Below are 22085 nucleotides of genomic sequence, written 5' to 3' on the forward strand. Positions count from 1 at the left end.
TCGCCTCGGGCTTCGCCCTCACGGTCGCTGCGCTCCCTGGCGAACAGACCCCGCTCGCCAAGGAGGCCACCGCACCCTGTGGAAGAACCGTTGGACACCAACCGCCCACGGCGAAGACCCTCGCCCATGGGCTTCATGTACATCCTGCTGTGCTCGGACGGCACCTACTACACCGGCAGCACGCGCGACCTGCACCACCGCCTCGGCCAGCATGAGCGAGGAGAAGGAGCCGAGTACACGAGGCGGCGCAAGCCCGTGACCCTCGTCTACTACGAAGAGTTCGAACGGATCGACGACGCGTTCCTGCGCGAGAAGAAGATCCAGGGCTGGACCCACGGGCGCAAGCGCACGCTCGTCCGCGAAGGCCCCGGCGTCCGCCCGCTGCTCGCCAGCGACGAAGGAGCGTGAGGAATCCTGACACCTGTGGTTCGCCTCGGGCTCCGCCCTCACGGTCGCTGCGCTCCCTGGCGAACAGACCCCGCTCGCCAAGGAGGCCCAACCACCGCGAGCCAGCCAGCCGACGTTAGCCCCGCGCCGCTGCCCTGCTCGCCAGTGACGAGCTTGCGAGGAACGTGAGGGAGCGAGGAACGAGCGACCGAGGCGAAACCGAGCCCGACAGCTTGGTTCGCCTCGGGCTTCGCCCTCACGGTCGCTCCGCTCCCTGGCGAACAACCCCGCTCGCCAAGGAGGCCGCCTGCGGCCGACTGCGCCCTTCGCTCCGCTCACGCTTCGCTAGGGCCCGGGAGCGCCAGCGACCGAGGCGAGACCACCGCAAGCCAGTCAGCCGACGGTAGCCTCGCACCGATCCCCTGCTCGCCAGTGACGAGCTCTGCGAGGAACGTGAGGGAGCGTCAGCGACCGAGGCGAGACCGAGCCGGACAGCTGTGGTTCGCCTCGGGCTCCGCCCTCACGGTCGCTCCGCTCCCTGGCGAACGGCGCCTAGTGGCCGAAGTCGGTGGTGGAGTCCATGCCCATGCCGGCGAGCAACGTGGGGCGGTCGTAGTACTCGAGCCACTCGGTGACCTTGCCGCCGTCCATGCGGAGGATGCCGACGACGGGGACCTCGGCGTGGTGGCCGTCGTAGTCGAAGTCGTCGACGCGCTCGCAGAACACACGGCCGTCGATGATGCCGAGGGCCTTGATGTGCAGCTTGAGCCGCTCGGCCTTGGCGCCGAGGATCGTCATGCGCTCGTTGATCGCGTCGCGTCCGACCACCGGCTCCTGCATGACGCTGTGCAGCACGCCGTCGTCGGCGAACAGGTCGACGACCTTGTCCCAGTCGAGCGCGTCCCACGCGGCGAACATCTCGTGGGCGAGGTCGATCTTCTCGGTGTCGGTCATGCTCATGCGTGCTGCCCTTCGGTTGAGGCGAGCCGCACCTCGCGCTTGAGGATCTTGCCGACCGGGTTGCGCGGCATCTCGTCGCGCACCTCCAGGCGTTCGGGGAGCTTGAACGAAGCGATCTTCTTGCCGCGCAGGAACTCGACCAGCTCCTCGAGCGTCAGGCTGGCGTCGGGCGCCAGGGTGACGATGGCCGCGATGCGCTCGCCGAGCACCTCGTCGGGGTCGCCGATGACGGCCACGTCCACCACGGCGGGGTGGTCGCCGATGAGGCCCTCGAGCTCGACCGGGGCGATGTTCATGCCGCCGCGGATGATCAGGTCCTTCGCGCGGTCGAGGTAGTGCAGGTACTGGTTCTTGTCGCCGGCGATTTCGAACAGGTCGCCGGTCTTGAGCCAACCGCGCTCGTCGAACGGGCTGGGCCGCTGGTCGCCGTGCAGGTAGCCGGAGAACACCGAGGGGCCGGTGATGTGCAGCTCGCCGCTGCGGCCGGGCTCGTCGATGTCCTCGCCGGTGACGGGGTCGACGAGTCGCACCTGCATCCATTCGGAGATCCGGCCCTCCCACGTGACGCCGGGGGTGCCGTAGCGGGGGAAGAACTGGGCGCGCTTGTCCGGGTCGGGAAAGTCGACGGTGCCGGACAGCAGGCCGATGCCCTCGTTGGAGCCGAAGAAGTTGATGACGCCGATGCCGAACTTCTCCTGCCAGCCGCGCACCATGACCGGTTGCAGGGGCACCGATCCGGAGCCCAGGCGGGTGAGGCTGGACAGATCGGTCATGGCGAGCAGGTCCTCGTTGTGCAGCAGCGTCCACAGCAGGGCCGGCGGCGCGACGGTGTAGGTGACCTTCTCGTCGGCGATCTGGCGCAGGAACGTGGGCAGGTCGAACGGGTGGTGCTGCACCAGCACCGAGCCGGTGCGCAGCCACGGCAGGAACATGCCGTTGATGCCGGCCATGTTGACCATGGGGAACGGGTTGAGCAGCACGTCGTCGTGGGTGATGCCCGGCAGCTCGACGGTGGCCCACGCGACTGCGATCCAGTCGTAGTGGCAGCGCGGCACGCCCTTGGGCTCGCTCTCGGTGCCCGACGTCCAGCAGATGGTGAGGCAGTCGTTGGGGTCGTTGGGGTCGTCGGCCATCTGGGCGGCGACGCGCTCGCGCTGCTGGTCGGTGGCCGGTGTGGGCGCGAGGTGCAGGACGCCGTCGGGCAGTCCGCCGGCGACCTCCTCGTCGGGGCCGAAGGCGATGAGGTGCTGCAGCGAGGGCAGCTGCGCGCGGGCCTCGTGCACGTCGGTGACGGGCGAGCGGCCGCCGAACCTGGGCACGGTGATGAAGGCGGCGAACTCGGCCTGGTTGGCCATGCCGACGATCTCGCGCTCGCGGTACTGCATGGGCAGCGGGGAGATGACGATGCCGACCATCCAGGCGGCGACGTAGACCTCGACCAGCTCGATGGTGTTGGGGATCTGCACGCCGAGCACGTCGCCGCGGCGCAGGCCCAGGTCGAGCAGGCGGTCGGCGAGCGCGACCGACTCGGCGTCGACCTCGTTCCAGGTGAGGCGGCGCGGACCGCTGCCGGTGAGGGCCTCGCGGTTGGCGGGGTCGACGACGGCGAGCTCGTCGCCGCGCGTGGCCACCTGGTGGGCGAACAGCTGGTCGACGGTCTCGTCGGTCCACCAGCCCTTCGACGTGTAGTCCTCGACCTTGTCGGCCGGATGCAGGCCTCGCGCGATCGTCATGTGTGCTCCACCTCGTGACACTTCAGTTAACAGTGTGATACACATTACTACAGTAAGCAGAGCGAGTCGTCAACGCTCGCATCCCGGGTCATTTACCTCGATCGGAGCACAGCATGAGTCAGCTGAAGGGAGCCCGCGTGGAGGGCTCCGTCGTCGTCGTCACGGGGGCCAACCGTGGCATCGGACTGGCCTTCGTGCGCGAGTCGCTGGCCGGCGGTGCCGCCAAGGTCTACGCCGGTGTGCGCGACACCGGCAGCGTCACCGACGAGCTGCGCGCGACCGGCGCGGAGATCGTGCAGCTGGAGGTCACCAGCGCCGACGACATCGCCGCCGCGGCCGCCCACTGCACCGACGCGACCGTGCTGATCAACAACGCCGGCCTGCACGAGAACGACCGCCTGGTGAAGTGCGAGGACCCCGACGCGGCCCGCCGCGAGATGGAGGTCAACTACTTCGCGCCGCTGGCCACCACCCGCGCCTTCGCACCGGTCATCGCCGCCAATGCCGAGAAGAACGGGACCAGCGGCTCCATCGTCAACGTGCTGTCGGTCGCGGCCATCGCGCCGACGGCCTTCATGGGCGGCTACTCCCCCAGCAAGGCCGCCGCGCTCTACCTCGGTGGCATCACCCGCGCCGAGCTCGGGCCGGACAACATCACCTGCACCTCGCTGATCGTCGGCTCGGTCGACACCCGCATGGCGTCGCACGTGGACGGCAAGAAGGAGGACCCTGCTGACATCGCGAAGGCAGGACTGCGCGCGATGCAGCGCGGCGAGTGGACCTGCGACACCGACCGCATGGCCTTCGAGTCGCGCGCCCGCATGGCGCTCGACCCGGTGCGCTACGAGACCGGCCTCGGCAAGCTGCTGTTCATGTCCGAGCTGAGCACCAAGGCATGAGCGCGCCCATTCGAGTGGCCCAGTGGGCGACCGGCGCCGTCGGCAAGACCATCCTGCGCGGCGTCATCGACCGCCCCGACCTGGAGCTGGTGGGCCTGTACGTCTACGGCGACAAGAAGGTGGGCCGCGACGCCGGCGACATCGCGCGCCGCGACACCACCGGCGTGATCGCCACCCGCGACATCGACGAGCTGATCGCCACGAAGCCGCAGGTGGTCATGCACGCGCCGCGCCTGCAGGTGCCGTACGAGAAGCACGACGCCGACCTGCTGAAGATGCTGCGCGCCGGCATCAACGTCATCACCACTGCCGGCCAGCACTTCCCCCGCGCGCACGGCTCCGAGCGCGAGCAGATGTTCCTCGATGCCTGCCACGAGGGCGACAGCACGCTGTTCGGCATCGGCGTCAGCCCCGGCATCATCGGCGAGCGCCTCGCCCTGGGCCTGACCGGCGCCAGCATGGAGCTGGACCGCATCACCATCGACGAGGTGCTCGACGCCCGCAAGATGCCCGACCCGGACTTCGCGTTCACGGTCATGGGCATGGGATCGGATCCTGCCGAGCTCGACGGTTCCGGCCCGCTGCCGACGCTGTACGCGTCGCTGTACCTGGAGACCATCGCGTTCATGTGCGAGCGCATGGGCGTGACGTACGACGAGGTCAAGCCCGACCACGTGGTGCTGCCGGCCACCCGCGACCTCGAGGTCGCCGCCGGGCACATCGCCGAGGGCACGGTGGGCAGCACCGAGTGGCGCTGGCACGCGATGGTGGACGGCAAGCCGTTCTTGACCCTCGCGATCATCTGGACGATGGAGCCGGACCGCCCCGAGTACGCCGGGCGCGACGAGTGGACCATCCACTTCTACGGCAAGCCCGAGATGGTCGTGACCCTCAACATGGTCGAGCCGAACGAGCCGGGCAGCCGCACCACCGCCGGTCAGTACGTGACCGCCGGTCCCGCGCTGCGCGCCATCCGCTCGGTGGTCGACGCCCCCGCGGGCATCTTCGAGCCGCCGGTGTTCGCGCCGTTCCAGATGGAGTCCTGATGGCCACGACAGCCTCCCAGCAGGTGGGTCAGGTGCTGGTGCCGACGCCGCCGGAGTACCGCGACCCCGAGTACGCGCTGCACCCCGACGGCACCCGGGTCGAGCGGCTCGAGGACATCCTGCGCAAGCGCGCCGCCGCCACCCCCGACCTGCCGGCGATCATCGAGCCGTCGGGCACCACGAGCTTCGCCGAGCTGGACCAGATGGCCAGCCGGGTGGCCAACGCGCTGATCCGCGACGGCGTGCAGCCGGGCGACCGGGTGGCGTACGTGGGTGAGAACGCGCCGTCGTTCCTCGCCGTGCTGTACGGCGCGTCCAAGATGGGCGGCATCCCGACCGCGCTGAACTTCCGCCTGGCGGTGGCCGAGGTCGAGTACATCCTCGGCAACGGCGAGCCCGCCGTGGTCGTGCTGGGTCGCGGGCAGGAGCGCCTGGCCGCTGCGGCCGCCGCCTTCGACAGCGTGCGCACGGTCGTCACGGTCGACGGCGACGAGCACAGCACCGCGTGGGACGCGTGGCTCGACGGCGTCAGCGACGAGGACCCCGGCTACGCCCGCGGCCTCGACGACACGGCGCTGATGTTCTACACGTCGGGCACCACCGGGCGCCCCAAGGGCATCGAGCTGACCGGCCCCAACATCGGCAAGGCGATCGCGGCCATGCACTACGTGCTGGAGCTGGACACCGACTCGATCGCGCTGGCGCCGGTGCCGTTCTTCCACGTGTCGGGCCTGGGCCTGGCGATGGTGAGCAACGTCAACGGGGCGGCGCTGCTGCTGCGCAACCCGGAGTCGCCGGCGCACCTCGCGCAGATCCTGCAGGAGGACAAGGTCACGCACGCCGTGGCGGTGCCGACTGTGATCCAGTTCCTCATCGCGACGCCGGAGGCGAAGGCCGCCGACTGGTCGCACCTGAAGTACATGATCTACGGCGCCGCACCCATGCCGGTGCCGGTGCTGCGCGAGGCCACGGCGCTGCTGGGCTGCAAGTTCCTGCAGAGCTACGGGCTGACCGAGTCGACCGGCGGCGTCACGATGCTGACGCCTGAGGACCACCGCATCGACACCGACACCACGCACCGCCTGCGCTCGGTAGGCCGCCCGATGCCCAACATCCCCGTGCGCATCGTCGACCCTGCGACCGGCGAGGACCTGCCGTTCGGCGAGCGCGGCGAGGTGTGGATCGGCGGCGCCCACGTCATGAAGCGCTACTGGCGCAACCCCGAGGCGACCGAGGCCACCATCACCGACGACGGCTGGCTGCGCTCCGGCGACGGCGGCTCATTGGACGCCGACGGCTACCTGTACCTGCACGACCGCATCAAGGACATGATCGTGTCCGGCGGCGAGAACGTGTACCCCGCCGAGATCGAGAGCGTCCTGCTCGAGCACCCCGCAGTCGCCCAGGCCGCCGTCATCGGCGTGCCGTCCGACAAGTGGGGCGAGTCCCCGTACGCCGTGGTCGTCAAGGCCCCCGACGCCGAGGTCACCGAGGCCGACCTGATCGCCTTCACCCGCGACCAGATGGCCCACTACAAGTGCCCGGTCGGGGTCGCGTTCGTCGATGCGTTGCCTCTGAACGCCAGTGGCAAGCTGCTGAAGACGGAGTTGCGGTCCCGTTTCTCGTAGCGCTACTTGCGGTGGAATGACGCGGTCTGGGAGGGCGCTGGCGCCTCGAGCGGCAGGGCTTCCGCCTGCGTCCTTTGCGAGCCGTCACGCGAGGCTGTGCCCCAGCTCCGGGACGAGCTCGAAGTCCCACACCCACTCCGCAGCGTCGGTTACAGCGACCTTGCCGGCCACCGGAACGGCGAAGGGCCCCGGGTCACCAGCGGACCCCAGGGCAGTCGCGATTTTTCGCCCGGTCTCCTCGATGGCGGAGGCGTCGGTACCTTCGGCCGGGGTGACGATGCTGGCGCGCCGGGCCGTGCGGTCGTGGACGACCCACAGGAGGTCTGTTCCGTCGACCACGAGGAGCGTCCTTGCGCGTGCGGGGTCGGGCGCCTCGAGCGGCTGGCCTTCGTGCTCGCGGGCCAACATCGTCCAGACCTCACGCCACCGGTTGAACCTTTCATGCCAGATTGGCTGCTCGGTGTCCTCGGTGAGTCGACGGACGCGGCCCTTCCACACCCCACGGTCTTCAAGTCGAGGTGTGCCGACGGTCGCGACAGCGGTGCGCGGATAGCGGCCGATCACGGCTGTGCTCGCCAGGCGCTCGGCGATGAACGTCGCAAGCGCACGGACCCCGATTTCCGACGCGGCGCACTCGGCCGCGGTGGGTATGTACCCGGCGTGCACGGCGCGGTGGCGAAGGTTGGCGGTGTCCTGGTCCCACGTTTGGAGCGGGCCGGGCTTGTCGAATCGCCAAGCCCCCTTCAGCCGTGGCGCGTACAGCTGCTTAAGGCGATTTCGTAGACCATTGCCGGGTCGAAAGTACTCAGCCACGCCTTCGGCGGGCGAGAGGTTCTCTTCCCAGAACATGGAGAGGAGGACGTTCTGCAGGAGCGCTTCGCTCGCAGTGGCGTAGTGGATAGCAGCGCTGCGGAATTCGCCGCGAAGGTAGTGCGCTACATGCGCCTCACGCGTGGCGTCGAAGTACGGCAACATGAAGTCGTCGTTCAAGGTTCGATGAAGAGCGTGTGCGAACTGGTCCGTCCGGTCGTGCAAGTCGACTTCAGTGAGGCCGTTCGGCAAGTTCATATTGCACATGAACAAGGTCAGACCGGATCGTTCGACCAGCCCGGCGTCGGTGATTTCCGCGACGGCGTGCGCTACCGCCATCGGCAGCGCCTCTCGGCGAACGAGTGTTGTCGGCGTTCGCGTGCTGATGAAGTACGCCTGCTGCAGGGCGTGGATGCGCTCCAGAGCGAGATCGAAGGCTTGCGTCATCGCGCCGTCGAAATTCGGGTCAACCAACACGGCCGCCTCGACGAGCGTCACCTCCGGCAGCAGCGTCCCGTCGTCGGGCAGTGGCCCTGGTTCGACACCAGATGGTGAAGTCAACCACGGCAGAACCTGTTCGACGCGTGCCACGACATAGTTGTCGATGCCTCCGAGCGGTTGGGTCCACACTCCACGGTGAACTCGCAGGCTCACCATCTCCTCGAGCAGTGGATCCGGATCCCCACCTGCCATCGCCCGCGCCACCGTCGTCTCCATGTCCTCGTACTTCGTGAACGGGAACGGGATGTCCACGGGGAGACCGATGGGCTCAGGCAGCGGGATGAAGAAGTATGCGAGGACGTCACCGACGACGAACCCAGGCTCATCGTCGATCTCGTCCACCACCCGAGTATCTACGTCTGGTCAAGATCTGCCGCCACATCCGAGCCCGCAACCGGGGCGTCGTCCGGGCCGTGATCACAGCCTGGGGCGTGGTTGGTGATGCGGACGCGGCTCCAGAACTCAGCCTGGTCGTTTCGCGGCGGAGAGCCTCCGTCCGGTTCTGCGCTGTCCGCGACCTTGCGGGCCAAGTCGATGTACTCGGGGTCGATGTCCTCGATCCCGGCGTGATCCGTGAGTCCCCGGTTCACATCTTCGAGCACGTCGACGACCTCGGGGAACTCGAAAGTTGCCTGCTCAACGATGGCGCGCGCCAGACCTTGTGGGGCCTCCATCTTGTGCGCGGCCGCGATGGCCATCGTCCAGCGTCCGAGCTCCCCAGTGACGAGCGCGGACGCGAGGAGTGAGCCGAGAGCGACGTCGTTCGTGGCACCCAGGTAGCGCTCGAGCAGGGCGGCGTTGGTGGCGTCGCGTTCGCGCAGGGCGGTCATGAGCACGTCGGGATCGGTGGTGTTCTCAAGTTCGTCGGCGCCGGGGTCGTCCTCGGTGAAGGGGCGCCGTACCTGTTCGGCGACGCCCGTGATGCGGATGACGTCGACCGCGACGCAGTGGACCAGGAGCGCCCAGCGGCTGATGAATTCGTCGTCGGCGTTCTCGAAGTGCTGTCGGGCCTGTTCGTAGCGTCCCGCCATGAACAGAGCTTCGCCGTAGGCGGCGACGGCCTGGATGCTCTGCCAGCCGAGTTCCCACGCCTGTTGGTAATGGTCGAGGGCGGCGGCGTGGTCGCCGAGGTTCCAGTACGCCTTGCCGCGCAGCTGGTGATACATGTGGTCGTTGTCGTAGAAATCGCCGACGAGCTCAAACGCCGCGGCCAGGTCGGCGTGTACGTCTTCCCACAGGTCATGGTCGACGGCGAACAGTGCGGCGACGTAGTGGCGTTGCGATGCGTCGGCGGGCATACCTCGCACGGTGAGGTCGTCGGCGGCGCGGCGACCAAATTCGATGAACAACTGGGCTGCCTCGGGCGGCATGTAAGGCGAGCTGAGCAAGGCGACGCCGTACATCGCATCGCTCACGGCCGGGTTGACCATGACCACGTCAAGAAGGGCGGCGAGGGCATGCCAGCGTTCGTCGCCGGCGAGGACAGCGGCCACTGACGGGGCGAAGGACCCGACTACGTCGTCACTGACCTCGTGGAGGACAGTAATGAGGAGGTCGGCAGCAACGCGGTCCGAACCGACCTGGGACAGGAGAATCGACGCGAGCGCAAGAATGTTCGGCGGCATCGGAGGGAGGTCGTCGAGGCCTGTCAGGGTCCAACCGTGTGCTGTCACCGACGACACGTTGGCGGGGGCGGCAGCGACCATCGTGTCGCCGGTGAACGAGACGGTCACGTACGGGTCATTGGTCACGACCTTCACGGTCCGACGCAGGTCGTGGGTTTCGATCGCGTCGCGGAGCAGGTGCCGCAGACCGCGCGCGAGGCCCGGGTCGGGGTGCTGGATCCCGATGGTGACCGGTGTCTGGGTTGCCCGGGACTTGACCTTCCGGATGAGTTCCAGTTCGCGAGGTATCCGCTGGACGTGATCCCTGTACAGCTCGGTGAAGTGGACCGTCGTAGTCTGTTGGCCTTCCTCGACCTGGGGCCACGGGTTGTGGGCGTGCGCCCAATGGGAGAGGATCTTGTCGGTGGGGGCCTGGTACAAGACGAGCAAGACTGGCACGTCGAGGGTGCGCCAATAGTCCAGGTCGGACACCTTCACCGGCCAACTCGTCGAGTCTTTGTCGGTCGACTTAAGCTGGACCTTAAACGTGAGGCCGGTGCGGCGCCGGTGCTCGAAGATCTCAACTTCGTAGTCGATGCCGTAGTCCTTCGGCACCGACCGCGCAACCCACTCCTCGGGAGTCGCTAGCGTGAAGTGCGCCTCCGACCGATCCTCGAGCTGGTGCTGACGCGGGCGAACGGGTCGGGTCTCGCCTTCAGTCATGGTAAGCAGCCCTACTTTCGGCCGAGATGGTGGATCTTTCATTCTGCCGGATGGATGCGACGGTCCGGGTCCACTGCGCGGAGCGTCGGCCCCTTCCTGCGCGCCCGAAGGATCCCTACTTTGGCGCGAAGAGAGCGGTGGGCGAGCATCATCGGCAGTGCGACACTCGACCCTCACGACCCCGGAGCGCGCGTTATGGCCCGTCAATTGTGAGCGGCTAGGTGAGCGACCCTTGTTGATCATTGCCCGTGCAGACACCAGTCCACCGTCGCGTCACTGGCGTTGATTGTGTTGCTTCCCCACGACGGACCGGGGCAACGATGACTTTGGTGAGATTCGGTCACTAATCTTGGTTCGCGTAGCTCGCGGTTCTGCCCGTCAACGTGGACTAGCCCCTGAGTCTTAGTGGCGAAATGACCGCCTAGTCGGCGATGAACTCCCGGAGCACGCGCGCGAAACGATCCGGGTCGTCGAGGTGCGGGAAGTGGCCGGCGCCGTCGAAGACCTCGACGCGGCAGTCGGGGAGTTCGCGCTCGACGGTGAGAGCGTGGGCGACCGGAATCATGCGGTCCTTCGAGCCCCACACGATCAGGGTCGGGATGGGTGGCGCGTCCTCCAGGTGGTCGTGAGCGCTGATGCTTTGACCACCGATGTCGATGACGGCGCGCGTGGTGGCGAGGAACGCCGATCGACTCTCGCGGTCCCCCAGCGAGCTGAAGCCGCGCCAGATCGCGCCGACGTCTGCGCCCGGGCGCCAGCCGAGCCTTGACGCACCCCGGCCCAGTGCCTCCACGCGTGACAGCACGGGCGCGGAGGCGGCGACGCTGAGCACCTGCGCCGCGCCCGGCAGGGTGGCCGACCGCAAGATCAGGTTCACCTCGCGTCCGAGACCCCCGCTGGACACCAGCACGAGGCGCTCGACCCGGTCGGGGAACAGGTAGTAGAACTGCATCGCGATGCCGCCGCCGAGCGAGTGCCCGACCAGCGTGACCTTCTCGACCCCGAGGTGGTCGAGCAGGTCACGCATCGCGGCGGCGTGGGCGCTGAGCAAGTAGTCGCCGAGCGGTTTGGCCGACTCGCCGTGGCCGAACAGGTCGGGCGCGATCACCCGGTGGTCGTCGTCCATCGCGTCGACGAGGTCAGACCACTGCTGCTGCGACCCGAGGATGCCGTGGATGAACAGCACCACTGGGCCGGAGCCACTGTCGATGTACGACAGGTCGTGCTTGTGCAGCGTCACCGTGTGCGGAGCCATGCGAGACATGCCGGGCATCCTCAAGATCGTGGGGCGCGGAAACGCCCATCGTATCCGCGGCCGGGCCTCCCACGCCGACGAGCGCCCCCTGGCGGGAGCGCTCCTCGGACGGGTTGGTGTTCGGTCAGTCGCGGTCGATCTCGGAGGCGGTGATGGTGAAGTCGGCGGCCAGGTCCATCTCGGTCTCGGTGCCGTCGGCGGCGCGCACCTTCACCGAGTAGACCTCGTTAGGGTCGTCGTCGAGCTCGACGTCGACGATCACGCCCTGGGCCCGGCCGAGGGCGGCCTTCACGATCGCGGCGACGTTCTCGTTGCTCAGCGAGCCGATCGGTGCGGGGTCGTTCGCGTCGTCGGCGTCGGCGGCCTCGGTGCGCACGACCGTCGCGGAGCCGTCGCTCGCGACGCGGACCGTGGTCTCGTCGCCTCGCGTGTTCTCCAGATCGACGCTCCACGAGCCGTCGCGGTTGGCCTCCATCAACGTCACCGTGCCGGACGACTCGGCGCGTGCTGCGGCAAGCACCGCGACGAGCGCGTCCGCGTCGGTCGAGCCGATCGAGGCGGCCGTCGGAGCGGGGGCCGAGGCGTCGGCTGCAGCGATGTCGTCCTCGACGAGCTGGGCCTGGACCGGGGCGGCGACAGGCCGGGCGTCGTCATCGTCGCCGTCGGCGAGCGCCGCGCCGATGCCGGCGCCGCCGAACAGCAGTGCCGCCGCGGCCAGGGTGCCGCCGACGGCGAGGGTGGACCTCCGGCGCCAGAACGAGGACGTCTCGGCCGGGGTGGTGGGCAGGGTCTGGGTCTCTGGTGTCTGGTTCATGACTCCAGCCTCGGCGAGCACCGCTGAACCCACCCTGAAGCAGGCTGAAGCCCGATTCAGGAACCGGACGGCAGGGTCACCACGAACCGCGCCCCACCCCACGGCGACTCCTCGACCCGCGCGTCGCCGCCGTGGATCCGGGCAATCGCACGGACGATCGCGAGACCGAGCCCGCTGCCGCCGGCGTCGCGCGCCCGCCCCTCGTCCAGGCGCACGAACCGCTCGAAGACCCGTTCGCGATCCGCCGCGGGGACGCCGGAGCCGTCGTCGTCGACGGTCAGGCGCACGGTTGATCCGTCGTGCACCACACCCACCGCGATCCGTCCCTCGGCGTGGCGGGCGGCGTTGTCCACCAGGTTGCGCACCAGCTGACCGAGCAGCCGCTCGTCACCCTGCGCGCGGGCTGCGCCGATCGACGAGCCGTCGACGGTGAGCTCGCGCGCCGTCGACCGCAGGCGCGCGACCTCGGACCCGGCGAGGTCGTCGAGATCGACCGCCGTCGCGCTGCGCGGGGCGCCCTCGTCCAGGCGGGCGAGCAGCAGCATCGCCTCGACGATCTGCTGCAGTCGCTCGCCCTCGTCGATCACCACCCGGGCCAGCTCGTCGGTGCTGGTGACCTCGGGGTGCGTCTGGGCGAGCTCGGCGTGCTGGCGCAGGGTCGCGAGCGGCGACCGCAGCTCGTGCGAGGCGTCGGACACGAACCGCCGTTGGGCGGTCTGGGAGTCCTCCAGCCGGCCGAGCATCCGGTTCATGGTGTGCGCGAGGCGCCCGACCTCGTCGTCCACCGGCGGTTCGGGCACGCGGCGGCCGAGCTGGTCCGCGCCGATGGCGTCGACCTCCGACCGCATGCGCGAGACCGGCGCGAGCGCGCGTCCCACGACGAGCCAGATCACCACGCCCACCATCACGACCAGCAGCGGGATCGCCACGAGCAGGAGCCGCACGACGGTGCCGCTGACCTCCCGGTCGATCTCCAACGAGCTGGCGACGACGACGTGGCTGCCATCGTCGAGATCGTCGGACACCACGAGGTACGGCTCGTCGTCGATGGTGACCTCGTAGGGGTCGTCGCGCACCGGCAGCGAGGCGCCCTCCACCTCCTCGGACGCCGCGACGACCGCGCCGTCCGCGCCGACGAGCACCGCGACCTGGTCGTCGAGGGTGGTGACCGCGGAGGGGCCGTCGCGCTCGACCGCGACCACCAGGGCCTCGGCGGCGGTCTCGGCGGTGTTCTCGGCGTCGGCACGCAGGCTGTGGTCGAGGGCGGCGCCGAAGGCGACCGCGCCCAGCACCAGCGCCACCGCCACGACGACCACCGCGCCCAGCGTGATCCGCACGCGCAGTGACCTCGGCAGCCGCAGACGTGGACCGCGCCGCTCAGCCACTGGTCTCGACCAGCCGGTAGCCCGCCCCACGGACGGTCTCGATCGACGTGCTGCCGAACGGGCGGTCGACCTTGCGCCGCAGGTGGCCCACGTAGACCTCGACGATGTTGGGGTCGCCGTCGAAGTCGTCGTCCCAGACGTTGTCGATGACCTCCCGCTTGGACACGACCTGCCCGGCGCGTCGCAGCAGGAACTCCAGCACCGCGAACTCGCGGCTGGTCAGGTCGATGGCGGTGCCGCCGCGGTCGACCTTGCGGGTCCCCGGGTCCAGGCTCAGGTCGCCGGCGGTCAGCACCGCCGGGCGCTCCGGGGCACCGCGACGCACCAGGGCGCGCAGCCGCGCGACCAGCACCGCGAACGAGAACGGCTTGGTCACGTAGTCGTCGGCCCCGCCGGCGAAGGACTCCACCTGGTCCCAGTCGCCGTCGCGGGCCGTGAGCATGAGGATCGGCGTCCAGTCGCCCTCGTCTCGAAGCGCGGCACAGACCTTCCAGCCGCTCATCCCCGGCATCATCAGGTCCAGCACGATCGCGTCGTAGGTGTTCTCCCGGGCGTACCAGAGGCCGTCGATGCCGTCGTGGGCGACGTCGACCGCGAAGCCTTCGGCCACCAGCCCGCGTCGCACGCCTTCGACCAGCGAGACCTCGTCGTCGACGATCAGGATGCGCACCCTGCCATTCTCGCCGAGCGATGCTGAAGCAGCGCTGAAGGGACGCGGTGGCGGGGATCGGCGACCATGGAGGCGTGGAACATCGCGATCAGCTAGAGGAGGAACGGCGGACGACGGCCGCCCGCCTGGCCACGCTGACGAGCGATCACGAGTCGGTGGTGGAGGCCTCGCGCGACACCAACGCCGACGACGAGCACGACCCGGAAGGCGCGACGATCGCGTTCGAGCGCTCACAGATCGGCGCGCTCGTCCAGCAGGCGAAGCTCCACCTGGCCGAGATCGACGCCGCCGTCCAGCGACTCGAGGACGGTACTCACGGGACGTGCGAACGATGCGGTGAGCCGATCGGCGACGACCGGCTGCGGGCGCGTCCCACGGCACGGACCTGCATCCGCTGCGCGTCCGCGCAGTGAGCACCGGGGCCGTCGCCGCGCTGCGCTTCAGGGCGCGGACCCCCGCGTGACGCATGATGAGATTCATGACGCCCGGTATCGCATTTCCCGCCCAGCCCGACGGCAGTCGGAGCACGACGGCCACAGGCCGCGCCATCGTCGCCGACGCGCTCCGGGGAGTGGATCCCGTCGGCAGTCGGTCCGCCGAGCAGGAGACGGCGTGGCGCAGCCGCTACCTGCTGCACCTGCGACGGCTGGTCGAGGCCGGGCTCGCCGAACCCGAAGCGTGGTGGGCGATCGCCGACGCCGGCCTCGAGTCGGTGCACACCCGCATGCGGGTCATCGACCAGTCCGGTGAGGACCTGCCGATCAGCGCGGTGATGCAGATGCCGAGCGCCGGCGCCCTCGACACCGCCGAGGTCCGCGGCCGACGCGAACCGGACACCGAGTTCACCCTTCCTCATCGCGGCAAGCGCCTGGGTGGGGCCGCTCTGGGCGCGCAGCTGGAGCAGTGGGCTCGCGACGGGGTGCTGGAACCGTCGGCGGTGGACGCCGTCATGGAGGTGGCTGCGCATCCCGAGCGGCTGGCCCTGCCCGGGCAGACGGTCGCCGTGCTCGGCGCCGGCGCCGAGATGGGACCCCTCACCGCCCTGCTGAGGTGGGGAGCGACGGTGGCGGCGGTCGACCTGCCCGTCGCGTCGGTCTGGGAGCGGGTCGTGCAGACCGCCGAGGACAGCGCCGGTCGACTCCTGGTTCCGGTCCGGCCGGACGCCGACGTGGCGTCCGAAGGGATCGCGGCCTCTGCCGGCGTCGACCTGGTGGCCGACGTTCCTGCCGTCGCTGACTGGTTGGGATCGCTCGACGGTCGGCTGGTCCTGGGCAACTACCTGTATGCCGACGGCGGCTCGCACGTGCTGGTCTCGGTGGCCGCCGACGTGCTCGGCCGGCGGCTCACGCTCGCCCGTCCGGACACGGCGCTCGCCTTCCTGGCCACGCCCACCGACGTGTTCGTGGTGCCGCGCGAAGCGGTGGAGCACTCCAACGACGCGTGGTCGCGACGCTCGGCGACGGCGAAGACACTCGGCCGGCCGTTGAGCTGGGCGTCCCGTGGCCGCCTGCTGCACCGGGCGTACCCGCCGGCCGCCGACCCCGGAATCGGTGATGCTCTGGTGCCCGTCCAGGGCCCGAACTACGCGCTGGCCAAGCGCATCCAGCGGTGGCGTGCCACGGCCGCTCGACGCGACGGGCAGACGGTCTCGTTCCACGTCGCGCCCTCGACCCGCACCCGGTCCGTGGTCAAGAGCCGCGCCCTGGCCGCGGCGTTCGCGGGCGCGCACCGCTTCGGCGTCGAGGTCTTCGAGCCCGGCACCGCCAACGTGCTGATGGCAGCACTGCTCGTCCACGACCTCAACACCGAAGCCCCGACCCACGACCACCCGTGGCAGGACGAGGCCTTCGCCGCCGTGCACGGTGGCCTGTGGCGGACTGCCTACGAGCCGCGCAGCGCGCTCGGCCTGGCCGCCGTGCTCGGGTACACCGGCAGTCGCGTCTGAGTCAGATCAGCAGCTCGGAGATGAGGTCGCCGCGCAGGGTGAACCGCTGCTCCAGATCGACCACCCCGCCGGGGAAGTCGCCTTCCAGATGGGTGGAGACGACGTGCTCATCGGGGCCCACGTGCTCGATCCCGGTGATCTGGGTCGTGTAGGTGAAAGCGGACGCGACATTCTCGCGCCACCCCCGGATCTCGGCGATCCCGTTGTAGTGCTTGTCCTCGTCGAGGACGTGCGCGTCAGGGACGAAGCAGGCGAGGACGGCGTCGAGGTCGCCACCGGCCGCTGCGTCGTAGTACCGGGAAATCACGTCCGGATGGCTGCTCATGCTGCCACGATAGGAGTGACCGCTGACAGATTGCGGCGCACGGATCAGGCCGGACGGAGGACGCGATGACCCTCACAGCAGCGGAGTGGGCAGGCGCCAACACCATCGACGACGTGCTCGAGCGGATGGACGTGATCGACCGGTCGCTGCCCGCGGCCGACGGCGTCGCGAACTTCAACCGGATGTACCAGCACGTCACCGAGCTGGTCGCCGCGTCGGTCGACTCGCGCGAGTTCCTGGCCGGCGAGTTCCTCGAACGCCTCGACGTGCACTTCGCGAACCTGTACTTCGGCGCGTACGCCGCGTCGCTGGAGGGCGCCGAGATCCCGCGGGCCTGGGCGCCGTTGTTCAACGATCGCGAGAAGCCGAACACGATGCCGATCCAGTTCGCGCTCGCCGGGATGAACGCGCACATCTCACACGACCTGCCCTTGGCCGTGGTCGGCACCTGCCGCGAGCTGGTGGTGATCCCCGACGAGGACACCCCGCAGTACTCGGACTACACCCGCACCAACGAGCTGCTGGCCGAGGCCGCCGAGACTATCCGCGAGTGGTTCATGACCGGCAGCCTCGCGCGGATCGACCAGATGGCCGGACGCGTCGACGACGCCCTGCAGATGTTCGGCATCCACCTCGCCCGCATGGCCGCCTGGGACAGCGCCGAGATGCTCTGGAACCTCGCCGACAACCCCCGGCTCGACCGCCTCTTCCGATCGGGTCTCGCCCGCACGGTCGAGCTGGCGAACCGGGGGATCCTGCTCTGAGAGTCAGACCAGCGTGGAACTCCCCCACTGACCGTGACCTGGCGGCTGTCGGGATCGACGCCGCCGGCGACATCGTCACGAAGTGCCGGAGCAACCCGAGGTTACAGAATCGACCGCCACGAAGGACGACAGACTCCGCTCCGGAGCGGGCACAAGCAACGCCAATGGCGTCCTCCCAAGCACGACCGAATAGTGTGACCGCCTCCGTCCGGCGGCGAGAACGTCTATCCAGCCGACATCGAAACTTCCCCAAGAACTGGGCAGCATGGTTCAGCCCGTCGTCATCCGCGCCCCCTTCGACGAGCGGACGAGCCCCCCGAAGCAGTGATCGTCGCGACACCCGACCCGACGCGATTGCCTACACTCACGACCAGATGGCGCACAACAGATGCCCGCTGGGTACCGGATTGTCTAAGCGTCACACGCGACGCCAGCGACCAAGTGTTGAAGAACAAACTTCTGGACGAGCATCGATTGCAACCGCACCGTGGACTGCAGTCGGTGACGAAAGGTTCGATGCCATGGTGGCGACCGTTGCGGCCGCTACGATGCACAAATGCCGGACTCCAACGATGGTCGAGCTGGAACGACTCGAAATCAGCGGCTTCTAGAGCGTCATCGAGAACAGTTCCGACGTTCGTGCGCTGGCGCCGACGAATTCCTCGACTTTCTACGACGGAGCGAGGTCGGGGTGTGGAGGTTCGAGCAGGACGCGAGCCCGACGCGGTGGTGGATCAATATCACCCTGCCATCCCATCAACAGACAATTTTCGATCTCAATCGAGAGATCCAAGTCCTGTACACCGAGTACGAGGATGTGGAGCCACGCACCCTCTCGTCAATGCAGGGGCGAGTTCGCCGAGATATGCGGGTGGAGCCAGATGTCGCGTTGCTCGTCAGCCGAGACAAACGCGTCAAAGACACGACCCGAAGGCGGGCCGGGGAAATGGCGATCGTCACCGTTGACCTGGATCAGATTCGTAGTGGCGAATCACCCCTACTTCACACCCTTATCGCGCACTCCGTAGCCTCCGTCGATCATTTCGATCTAACAACACCCGTTCGAGATCCGAGCGGGTTCTACGGCCGCCAAGCCGAAATTGAAGCGATCGCATCCGACCTCAAAAGAGTGGTATCAGTTGGGATCTTCGGCCTACGAAAGGCCGGCAAGACCTCTCTTCTCAATGCCCTAGCCTCACTTCGGGCAGACGACCCACGAAACGCTACAGTCCGCGTCGACGTCAGCGAGATTGTTACCGCAGAGCAGTTTCGATCGACGGTGCTGGAAGGTTTGTGGCTAGCAGTCAGCCGTGTCTCAGGAAGCGAAGACTTCCGCCCCCGTCTCCGAACTCTCACTCGCGACGGTAGACGACGGCTTGACCTGGCGGACACTGCGACATCCTGGATTCAAGACGTTCGCGACCTTCTTCAGCCCTTGGAACTTCCTGCAGTAATCATCGTCGACGAGGTCGATCAAGCATTCCCTCCGAGATCTAATCTTGACCCCCGAGAGTCACAGGAACTGTTCCGATCCTTTGTTCAGTTGCGAAGCCTGTTCCAAGAACAAGATCGACTTGCTCTGCTGTGCGCAGGCGTGGATCCAGCGCTATTCGAAAGACCACTCCTCGACGACGAGAAGGACAACCTTCTATACAAGCTCGTTCGTCTAGTCTGGCTCGCACCTATGCCACGTGACGAAATGGCTGAAATGGTTCGATCGCTCGGCAGGCGAATGGGTGTGCGCATTCGCGGGCATGAAGAAGTTGACAGATTGTTTCAGGTCTACGGCGGCCACCCCTTGCTGACAAGACGAGCGTGTTCGATTGCCGCACGATCCCGCACTCCAGAAACCCTCCCGTTTCACCTCACCTCCGAGATGCTGGAGGGCGCGTTCAACTCGCGCGAATACGGCGGGCCCCATGACCAAGCGAAGGATGTGCTGGACTCATTTACCGAGTGGTTTCCGAGCGAGGCGGCACTTCTCAGACTCTACTTTTCCTCCGATACCGAGGAACGCGAACTTGGACTTATGCTCCTCCGCGAGGATCCCGACTCGATGATGCACTCGATCGCCTATGGACTTTGTTTTGCCGACCACACGGCACGCATCGCCGCAGCAATCGAAGCACTCAATCAGAAATAAGAAACTGAAGTGTCGAACACAATCGAAGCTTGGGTAGAAGGCATCGCATACCGCCTCCTCGGAGGTGAGAAGCTATTGCTAAGACTCGCACCAAGAATCGGGAAAACGCATCTCGCCAGGATGCTTATCGACGTACTCGGGGAGTCTGGGGTCTTCGTCGATGGAAACGAGTTCACTGACGCCACTCGACTACCCGAGTGGAAGGCGATCGAGAGTCGCATTTTGGAGTCAGTGCAATCCCACGGGTCAGCACAGATTGTTTTTGATTCCTACGACCGCGCCATCGCACGATCTCAGGGTGGTCGCTTCCAAGCATGGCTTGGCAGCCGACTGATAGACAGCGAGTATGCGCAAGATGTCGGCGCCCTATTCACCTCCCGCTGCAGCACTCCAATAATCCGCCCGGGACCCGGAAGTCCCCTGATGTCGAGGGTTGAACCAATCGAGCCTCCTGCGCTCGACATCAGCGAAAATGCCACGAAGCGCTCGTGGTTCGGTAGTTCAGCACTTCTAGTGAATAGAGCATCGTCGCGAAACGAATTTGACCCTGTTCCGCTTGCTGACCGATTCGAGCAGGACTCCTCGTTTATTACCGATGTGCGTAGAGCCGCGGGCCACATCATTGAAGAAAGGGTCACCGACCGGAATCAAGATTCCTATGCTGCGAGATGCGCTGTGTACGGATTGGTGACGGAAGAGGGCCCAACTAGGCTTTTCGGGCGATTGAGTCAGCAACTCAAATCGGACACAACCAATGATCCGTCCTGGCCCGATGATGAAGCACGGAGTGTTTCAAAGTTCTGTGAACTGATCGCGGGAGCGCACTCTGTAATCTGGTCTGACCGCTACATGTATCGCGACATCGAACCCCTCCGGACATTTCTGCAGCGGGTCCGCGCGAGCACCGACTGCAAAATCCGGTTGCTCGGATCTAGAACCGTGAGCTCGCGGAACATTTCACTCGCAGAGATGCTCAGGCTCACCACTGTCTCAAACGTCGAGGCAAGGTGGATGACCGATTCCGACTATAGGATTTTGCACGAGCGACATCTGTCGACCGGTACGGGAGGCTGGGTAATTCCTCAGGTTCACGTGCTTATAGGCAGACAGCAAGCAGGCAGCGCGGTGGCGGCTCCGGTAAATTCTTTCCCCGTCAACTATGCGGCCATTTGGCATCGATCGCGTAAACACGAAAAATCCGATTAGGCGGCGACTACCTCGAGGGCCTTTGAGAGTTCGACCGTCCAGTCGGCCGAGTCGTGGTCAGCTGATCCGCCCGCCACTCACGGGCGAGATGCTTCCCCGACATGCTCTGGAACCCTACGGGCAACCCCGGCTCGATGGCTCTTCCGCTCGGGCCTCGCCCGCACGGCCGAGCTGGCGAACCGCGGGATCCTGCGGAGGAAATGGAGGACGCTCGCGAAGATCTCCGAGATGCCCGACGACGACGGGTCATCGCCGAGACGTTGTACTCGATAGTCGCGAAGAAGGCACCAGAGATGGCACCGAATATCTGGTACGGGATGCCAGCCTACGCCAAGGACGGCAAGGTGGTCCTATTCTTCAAGACGGCCTCGAAGTTCACACCGCGCTATGCCGAGGTTGGCTTCAACGAGCCGGCCAACCTCGACGACGGCCACATCTGGCCCACGGCTTTCGCCGTCACCGCGATGGACGCCACCGTCAAGAAGCAGCTCACGTCTCTGGTGAGGCGAGCCGCTTCCTGACGGGAACGGGCCGAGCCGCGCCGCGGCTCAGACCAGCGTGAAGTTCACGCCGCTGACGGTGACCTGGCGGCTGTCGGGGTCGACGCCGTCGGCCACCTGCACGTCGCAGCCGGTCATCATCTTGGCGTCGCCCTTGACGAAGCGGGCGGTGCGGGCGCCGATGGCGACCGTCAGCACGCCGTCGACGGTCTCGACCGGGACGTCGAACAGGACGGACCACTTCTGGGCCAGGGCCTCGGGGTCCGGGTTGGTGATCTCGACGGCGAGCACGTCGTCGATGACCGGGTTCTCGGAGACGTCAGCCTCGACGTCGTCCCAGAACCACTGCTCGGCCTGCGGGATCTCGTCGAGCTCGACCAGGATGCCCAGGTCGCCGGGGTGCAGCTGCACGATGCGGCGCTCGTAGACCACCAGGTCCTCGATCTTGCGGGCACCGAGCGACTCGGCGCGCTCCTCGAACGGGCCGAGGTCTGGCACCTGGATGGCCAGGCCGTAGCCGCCTCCACCGCCGACCTTCTTGCACCAGGCGGCGATCGGAGCCTCGTCGGTCAGCGCGCCCACGATCTCCAGGTGCGACTCGTCGCCCACGCGGAACGTCTCGTCGTCCATGTTGATGCCCTCGAGGAGCGGGTCGGCGAAGCCCTTGGCCAGGCCGAACGCCTCGCGCATCTCCTTGCTGGCGACCTCCATGTCGCCGGCGCCGATGATGACCTGGCGAATGATGGGGAACGTTCCGTGCTTCATCCGATACTCCTGTCGTGTCCTG

At 67.4% G+C, this 22085-nt stretch carries 19 protein-coding genes; 9 read left to right on the forward strand and 10 right to left on the reverse strand.

Going from position 1 to position 22085, the window contains the following annotated elements; all coding sequences use genetic code 11:
• Nucleotides 1-126: 126 nt before the first annotated feature.
• Nucleotides 127-408 carry a GIY-YIG nuclease family protein gene (locus AC0L5F_RS08455; RefSeq protein ID WP_473312880.1) on the forward strand — a complete coding sequence of 94 codons (282 nt, stop codon included), beginning with the start codon at nucleotides 127-129 and terminating at the stop codon, nucleotides 406-408.
• A 531-nt stretch (nucleotides 409-939) separates the two neighbouring features.
• Here AC0L5F_RS08455 and AC0L5F_RS08460 read toward each other — a convergent pair.
• Both AC0L5F_RS08460 and AC0L5F_RS08465 read right to left on the reverse strand, forming a co-directional pair.
• Nucleotides 940-1347, reverse strand: coding sequence for a nuclear transport factor 2 family protein (locus AC0L5F_RS08460; RefSeq protein WP_473312881.1), 408 nt, complete (start codon nucleotides 1345-1347; stop codon nucleotides 940-942).
• Nucleotides 1344-3080 carry a class I adenylate-forming enzyme family protein gene (locus AC0L5F_RS08465; RefSeq protein ID WP_473312882.1) on the reverse strand — a complete coding sequence of 579 codons (1737 nt, stop codon included), beginning with the start codon at nucleotides 3078-3080 and terminating at the stop codon, nucleotides 1344-1346. Before AC0L5F_RS08465 ends, AC0L5F_RS08460 begins: the two co-directional genes overlap by 4 nt.
• Before the next feature lie 113 nt (nucleotides 3081-3193).
• On the opposite strand from AC0L5F_RS08465, the gene AC0L5F_RS08470 reads away from it, so the two are divergent.
• From AC0L5F_RS08470 to AC0L5F_RS08480, 3 genes are read left to right on the forward strand one after another with little or no spacing between them, the layout of a single operon-like run.
• Nucleotides 3194-3979 (forward strand): SDR family oxidoreductase, encoded by a 786-nt coding sequence (locus AC0L5F_RS08470; RefSeq protein WP_473312883.1) that lies wholly within the window; start codon nucleotides 3194-3196, stop codon nucleotides 3977-3979.
• Entirely contained in the window at nucleotides 3976-5025 is a 1050-nt protein-coding gene (locus tag AC0L5F_RS08475; RefSeq protein ID WP_473312884.1) for an NAD(P)H-dependent amine dehydrogenase family protein, read from the forward strand. The genes AC0L5F_RS08470 and AC0L5F_RS08475 overlap by 4 nt, the downstream gene beginning before the upstream one ends.
• Nucleotides 5025-6653, forward strand: coding sequence for a long-chain-fatty-acid--CoA ligase (locus AC0L5F_RS08480; RefSeq protein WP_473312885.1), 1629 nt, complete (start codon nucleotides 5025-5027; stop codon nucleotides 6651-6653). The genes AC0L5F_RS08475 and AC0L5F_RS08480 overlap by 1 nt, the downstream gene beginning before the upstream one ends.
• Before the next feature lie 84 nt (nucleotides 6654-6737).
• Here AC0L5F_RS08480 and AC0L5F_RS08485 read toward each other — a convergent pair whose 3' ends face one another.
• From AC0L5F_RS08485 to AC0L5F_RS08510, 6 genes are all read right to left on the reverse strand, one after another.
• Entirely contained in the window at nucleotides 6738-8306 is a 1569-nt protein-coding gene (locus AC0L5F_RS08485; RefSeq protein WP_473312886.1) for a hypothetical protein, read from the reverse strand.
• 11 nt (nucleotides 8307-8317) lie between these two features.
• Complete coding sequence (locus tag AC0L5F_RS08490) at nucleotides 8318-10291, reverse strand: DUF4365 domain-containing protein (protein ID WP_473312887.1); 1974 nt, start codon at nucleotides 10289-10291, stop codon at nucleotides 8318-8320.
• Between the two features lie 421 nt (nucleotides 10292-10712).
• Nucleotides 10713-11555 carry an alpha/beta fold hydrolase gene (locus tag AC0L5F_RS08495; protein ID WP_473312888.1) on the reverse strand — a complete coding sequence of 281 codons (843 nt, stop codon included), beginning with the start codon at nucleotides 11553-11555 and terminating at the stop codon, nucleotides 10713-10715.
• Nucleotides 11556-11670: 115 nt separating this feature from the next.
• Entirely contained in the window at nucleotides 11671-12360 is a 690-nt protein-coding gene (locus AC0L5F_RS08500; protein ID WP_473312889.1) for a PepSY domain-containing protein, read from the reverse strand.
• Between the two features lie 56 nt (nucleotides 12361-12416).
• Entirely contained in the window at nucleotides 12417-13697 is a 1281-nt protein-coding gene (locus tag AC0L5F_RS08505) for a sensor histidine kinase (RefSeq protein ID WP_473312890.1), read from the reverse strand.
• A gap of 40 nt (nucleotides 13698-13737) precedes the next feature.
• A complete protein-coding gene (locus AC0L5F_RS08510; protein ID WP_473312891.1) occupies nucleotides 13738-14415 on the reverse strand; it encodes a response regulator transcription factor in 678 nt (225 codons plus the stop codon).
• Between the two features lie 47 nt (nucleotides 14416-14462).
• Between AC0L5F_RS08510 and AC0L5F_RS08515 the strand changes: the two genes are divergently transcribed.
• Both AC0L5F_RS08515 and AC0L5F_RS08520 read left to right on the forward strand, forming a co-directional pair.
• A complete protein-coding gene (locus tag AC0L5F_RS08515) occupies nucleotides 14463-14828 on the forward strand; it encodes a TraR/DksA family transcriptional regulator (protein ID WP_473312892.1) in 366 nt (121 codons plus the stop codon).
• A 65-nt stretch (nucleotides 14829-14893) separates the two neighbouring features.
• Complete coding sequence (locus AC0L5F_RS08520) at nucleotides 14894-16360, forward strand: hypothetical protein (RefSeq protein ID WP_473312893.1); 1467 nt, start codon at nucleotides 14894-14896, stop codon at nucleotides 16358-16360.
• A gap of 1 nt (nucleotide 16361) precedes the next feature.
• Here AC0L5F_RS08520 and AC0L5F_RS08525 read toward each other — a convergent pair whose 3' ends face one another.
• Nucleotides 16362-16685, reverse strand: a complete 324-nt coding sequence (locus AC0L5F_RS08525) for a nuclear transport factor 2 family protein (RefSeq protein ID WP_473312894.1) — start codon at nucleotides 16683-16685, stop codon at nucleotides 16362-16364.
• Between the two features lie 65 nt (nucleotides 16686-16750).
• Here AC0L5F_RS08525 and AC0L5F_RS08530 point away from each other — a divergent pair, with 65 nt between their 5' ends.
• The 3 genes from AC0L5F_RS08530 (at nucleotide 16751) to AC0L5F_RS08540 (ending at nucleotide 21319) form a co-directional block, all read left to right on the forward strand.
• Nucleotides 16751-17449, forward strand: coding sequence for a DUF5995 family protein (locus AC0L5F_RS08530; protein WP_473312895.1), 699 nt, complete (start codon nucleotides 16751-16753; stop codon nucleotides 17447-17449).
• Between the two features lie 556 nt (nucleotides 17450-18005).
• Nucleotides 18006-19592, forward strand: coding sequence for an ATP-binding protein (locus tag AC0L5F_RS08535; protein WP_473312896.1), 1587 nt, complete (start codon nucleotides 18006-18008; stop codon nucleotides 19590-19592).
• A 1307-nt stretch (nucleotides 19593-20899) separates the two neighbouring features.
• The gene (locus AC0L5F_RS08540) at nucleotides 20900-21319 is read left to right on the forward strand and encodes a hypothetical protein (RefSeq protein WP_473312897.1); all 420 of its coding nucleotides are present in this window, start codon (nucleotides 20900-20902) and stop codon (nucleotides 21317-21319) included.
• 27 nt (nucleotides 21320-21346) lie between these two features.
• Here AC0L5F_RS08540 and AC0L5F_RS08545 read toward each other — a convergent pair whose 3' ends face one another.
• On the reverse strand, nucleotides 21347-22063 hold the full coding sequence (locus AC0L5F_RS08545) for a VOC family protein (protein ID WP_473312898.1): 717 nt from the start codon (nucleotides 22061-22063) through the stop codon (nucleotides 21347-21349).
• Nucleotides 22064-22085 lie beyond the last annotated feature (22 nt).

Source organism: Aeromicrobium sp. 10G20-16, from assembly GCF_055809665.1.

Bases quoted from the DNA above. Each gene is read 5' to 3' on its own strand.
- AC0L5F_RS08455 (WP_473312880.1), top strand. From the start codon at position 127: ATGGGCTTCATGTACATCCTGCTGTGCTCGGACGGCACCTACTACACC.
- AC0L5F_RS08460 (WP_473312881.1), bottom strand. From the start codon at position 1,347: ATGAGCATGACCGACACCGAGAAGATCGACCTCGCCCACGAGATGTTC.
- AC0L5F_RS08465 (WP_473312882.1), bottom strand. From the start codon at position 3,080: ATGACGATCGCGCGAGGCCTGCATCCGGCCGACAAGGTCGAGGACTAC.
- AC0L5F_RS08470 (WP_473312883.1), top strand. From the start codon at position 3,194: ATGAGTCAGCTGAAGGGAGCCCGCGTGGAGGGCTCCGTCGTCGTCGTC.
- AC0L5F_RS08475 (WP_473312884.1), top strand. From the start codon at position 3,976: ATGAGCGCGCCCATTCGAGTGGCCCAGTGGGCGACCGGCGCCGTCGGC.
- AC0L5F_RS08480 (WP_473312885.1), top strand. From the start codon at position 5,025: ATGGCCACGACAGCCTCCCAGCAGGTGGGTCAGGTGCTGGTGCCGACG.
- AC0L5F_RS08490 (WP_473312887.1), bottom strand. From the start codon at position 10,291: ATGACTGAAGGCGAGACCCGACCCGTTCGCCCGCGTCAGCACCAGCTC.
- AC0L5F_RS08495 (WP_473312888.1), bottom strand. From the start codon at position 11,555: ATGTCTCGCATGGCTCCGCACACGGTGACGCTGCACAAGCACGACCTG.
- AC0L5F_RS08500 (WP_473312889.1), bottom strand. From the start codon at position 12,360: ATGAACCAGACACCAGAGACCCAGACCCTGCCCACCACCCCGGCCGAG.
- AC0L5F_RS08520 (WP_473312893.1), top strand. From the start codon at position 14,894: ATGACGCCCGGTATCGCATTTCCCGCCCAGCCCGACGGCAGTCGGAGC.
- AC0L5F_RS08525 (WP_473312894.1), bottom strand. From the start codon at position 16,685: ATGAGCAGCCATCCGGACGTGATTTCCCGGTACTACGACGCAGCGGCC.
- AC0L5F_RS08530 (WP_473312895.1), top strand. From the start codon at position 16,751: ATGACCCTCACAGCAGCGGAGTGGGCAGGCGCCAACACCATCGACGAC.
- AC0L5F_RS08535 (WP_473312896.1), top strand. From the start codon at position 18,006: ATGCCGGACTCCAACGATGGTCGAGCTGGAACGACTCGAAATCAGCGG.
- AC0L5F_RS08540 (WP_473312897.1), top strand. From the start codon at position 20,900: ATGCTCTGGAACCCTACGGGCAACCCCGGCTCGATGGCTCTTCCGCTC.
- AC0L5F_RS08545 (WP_473312898.1), bottom strand. From the start codon at position 22,063: ATGAAGCACGGAACGTTCCCCATCATTCGCCAGGTCATCATCGGCGCC.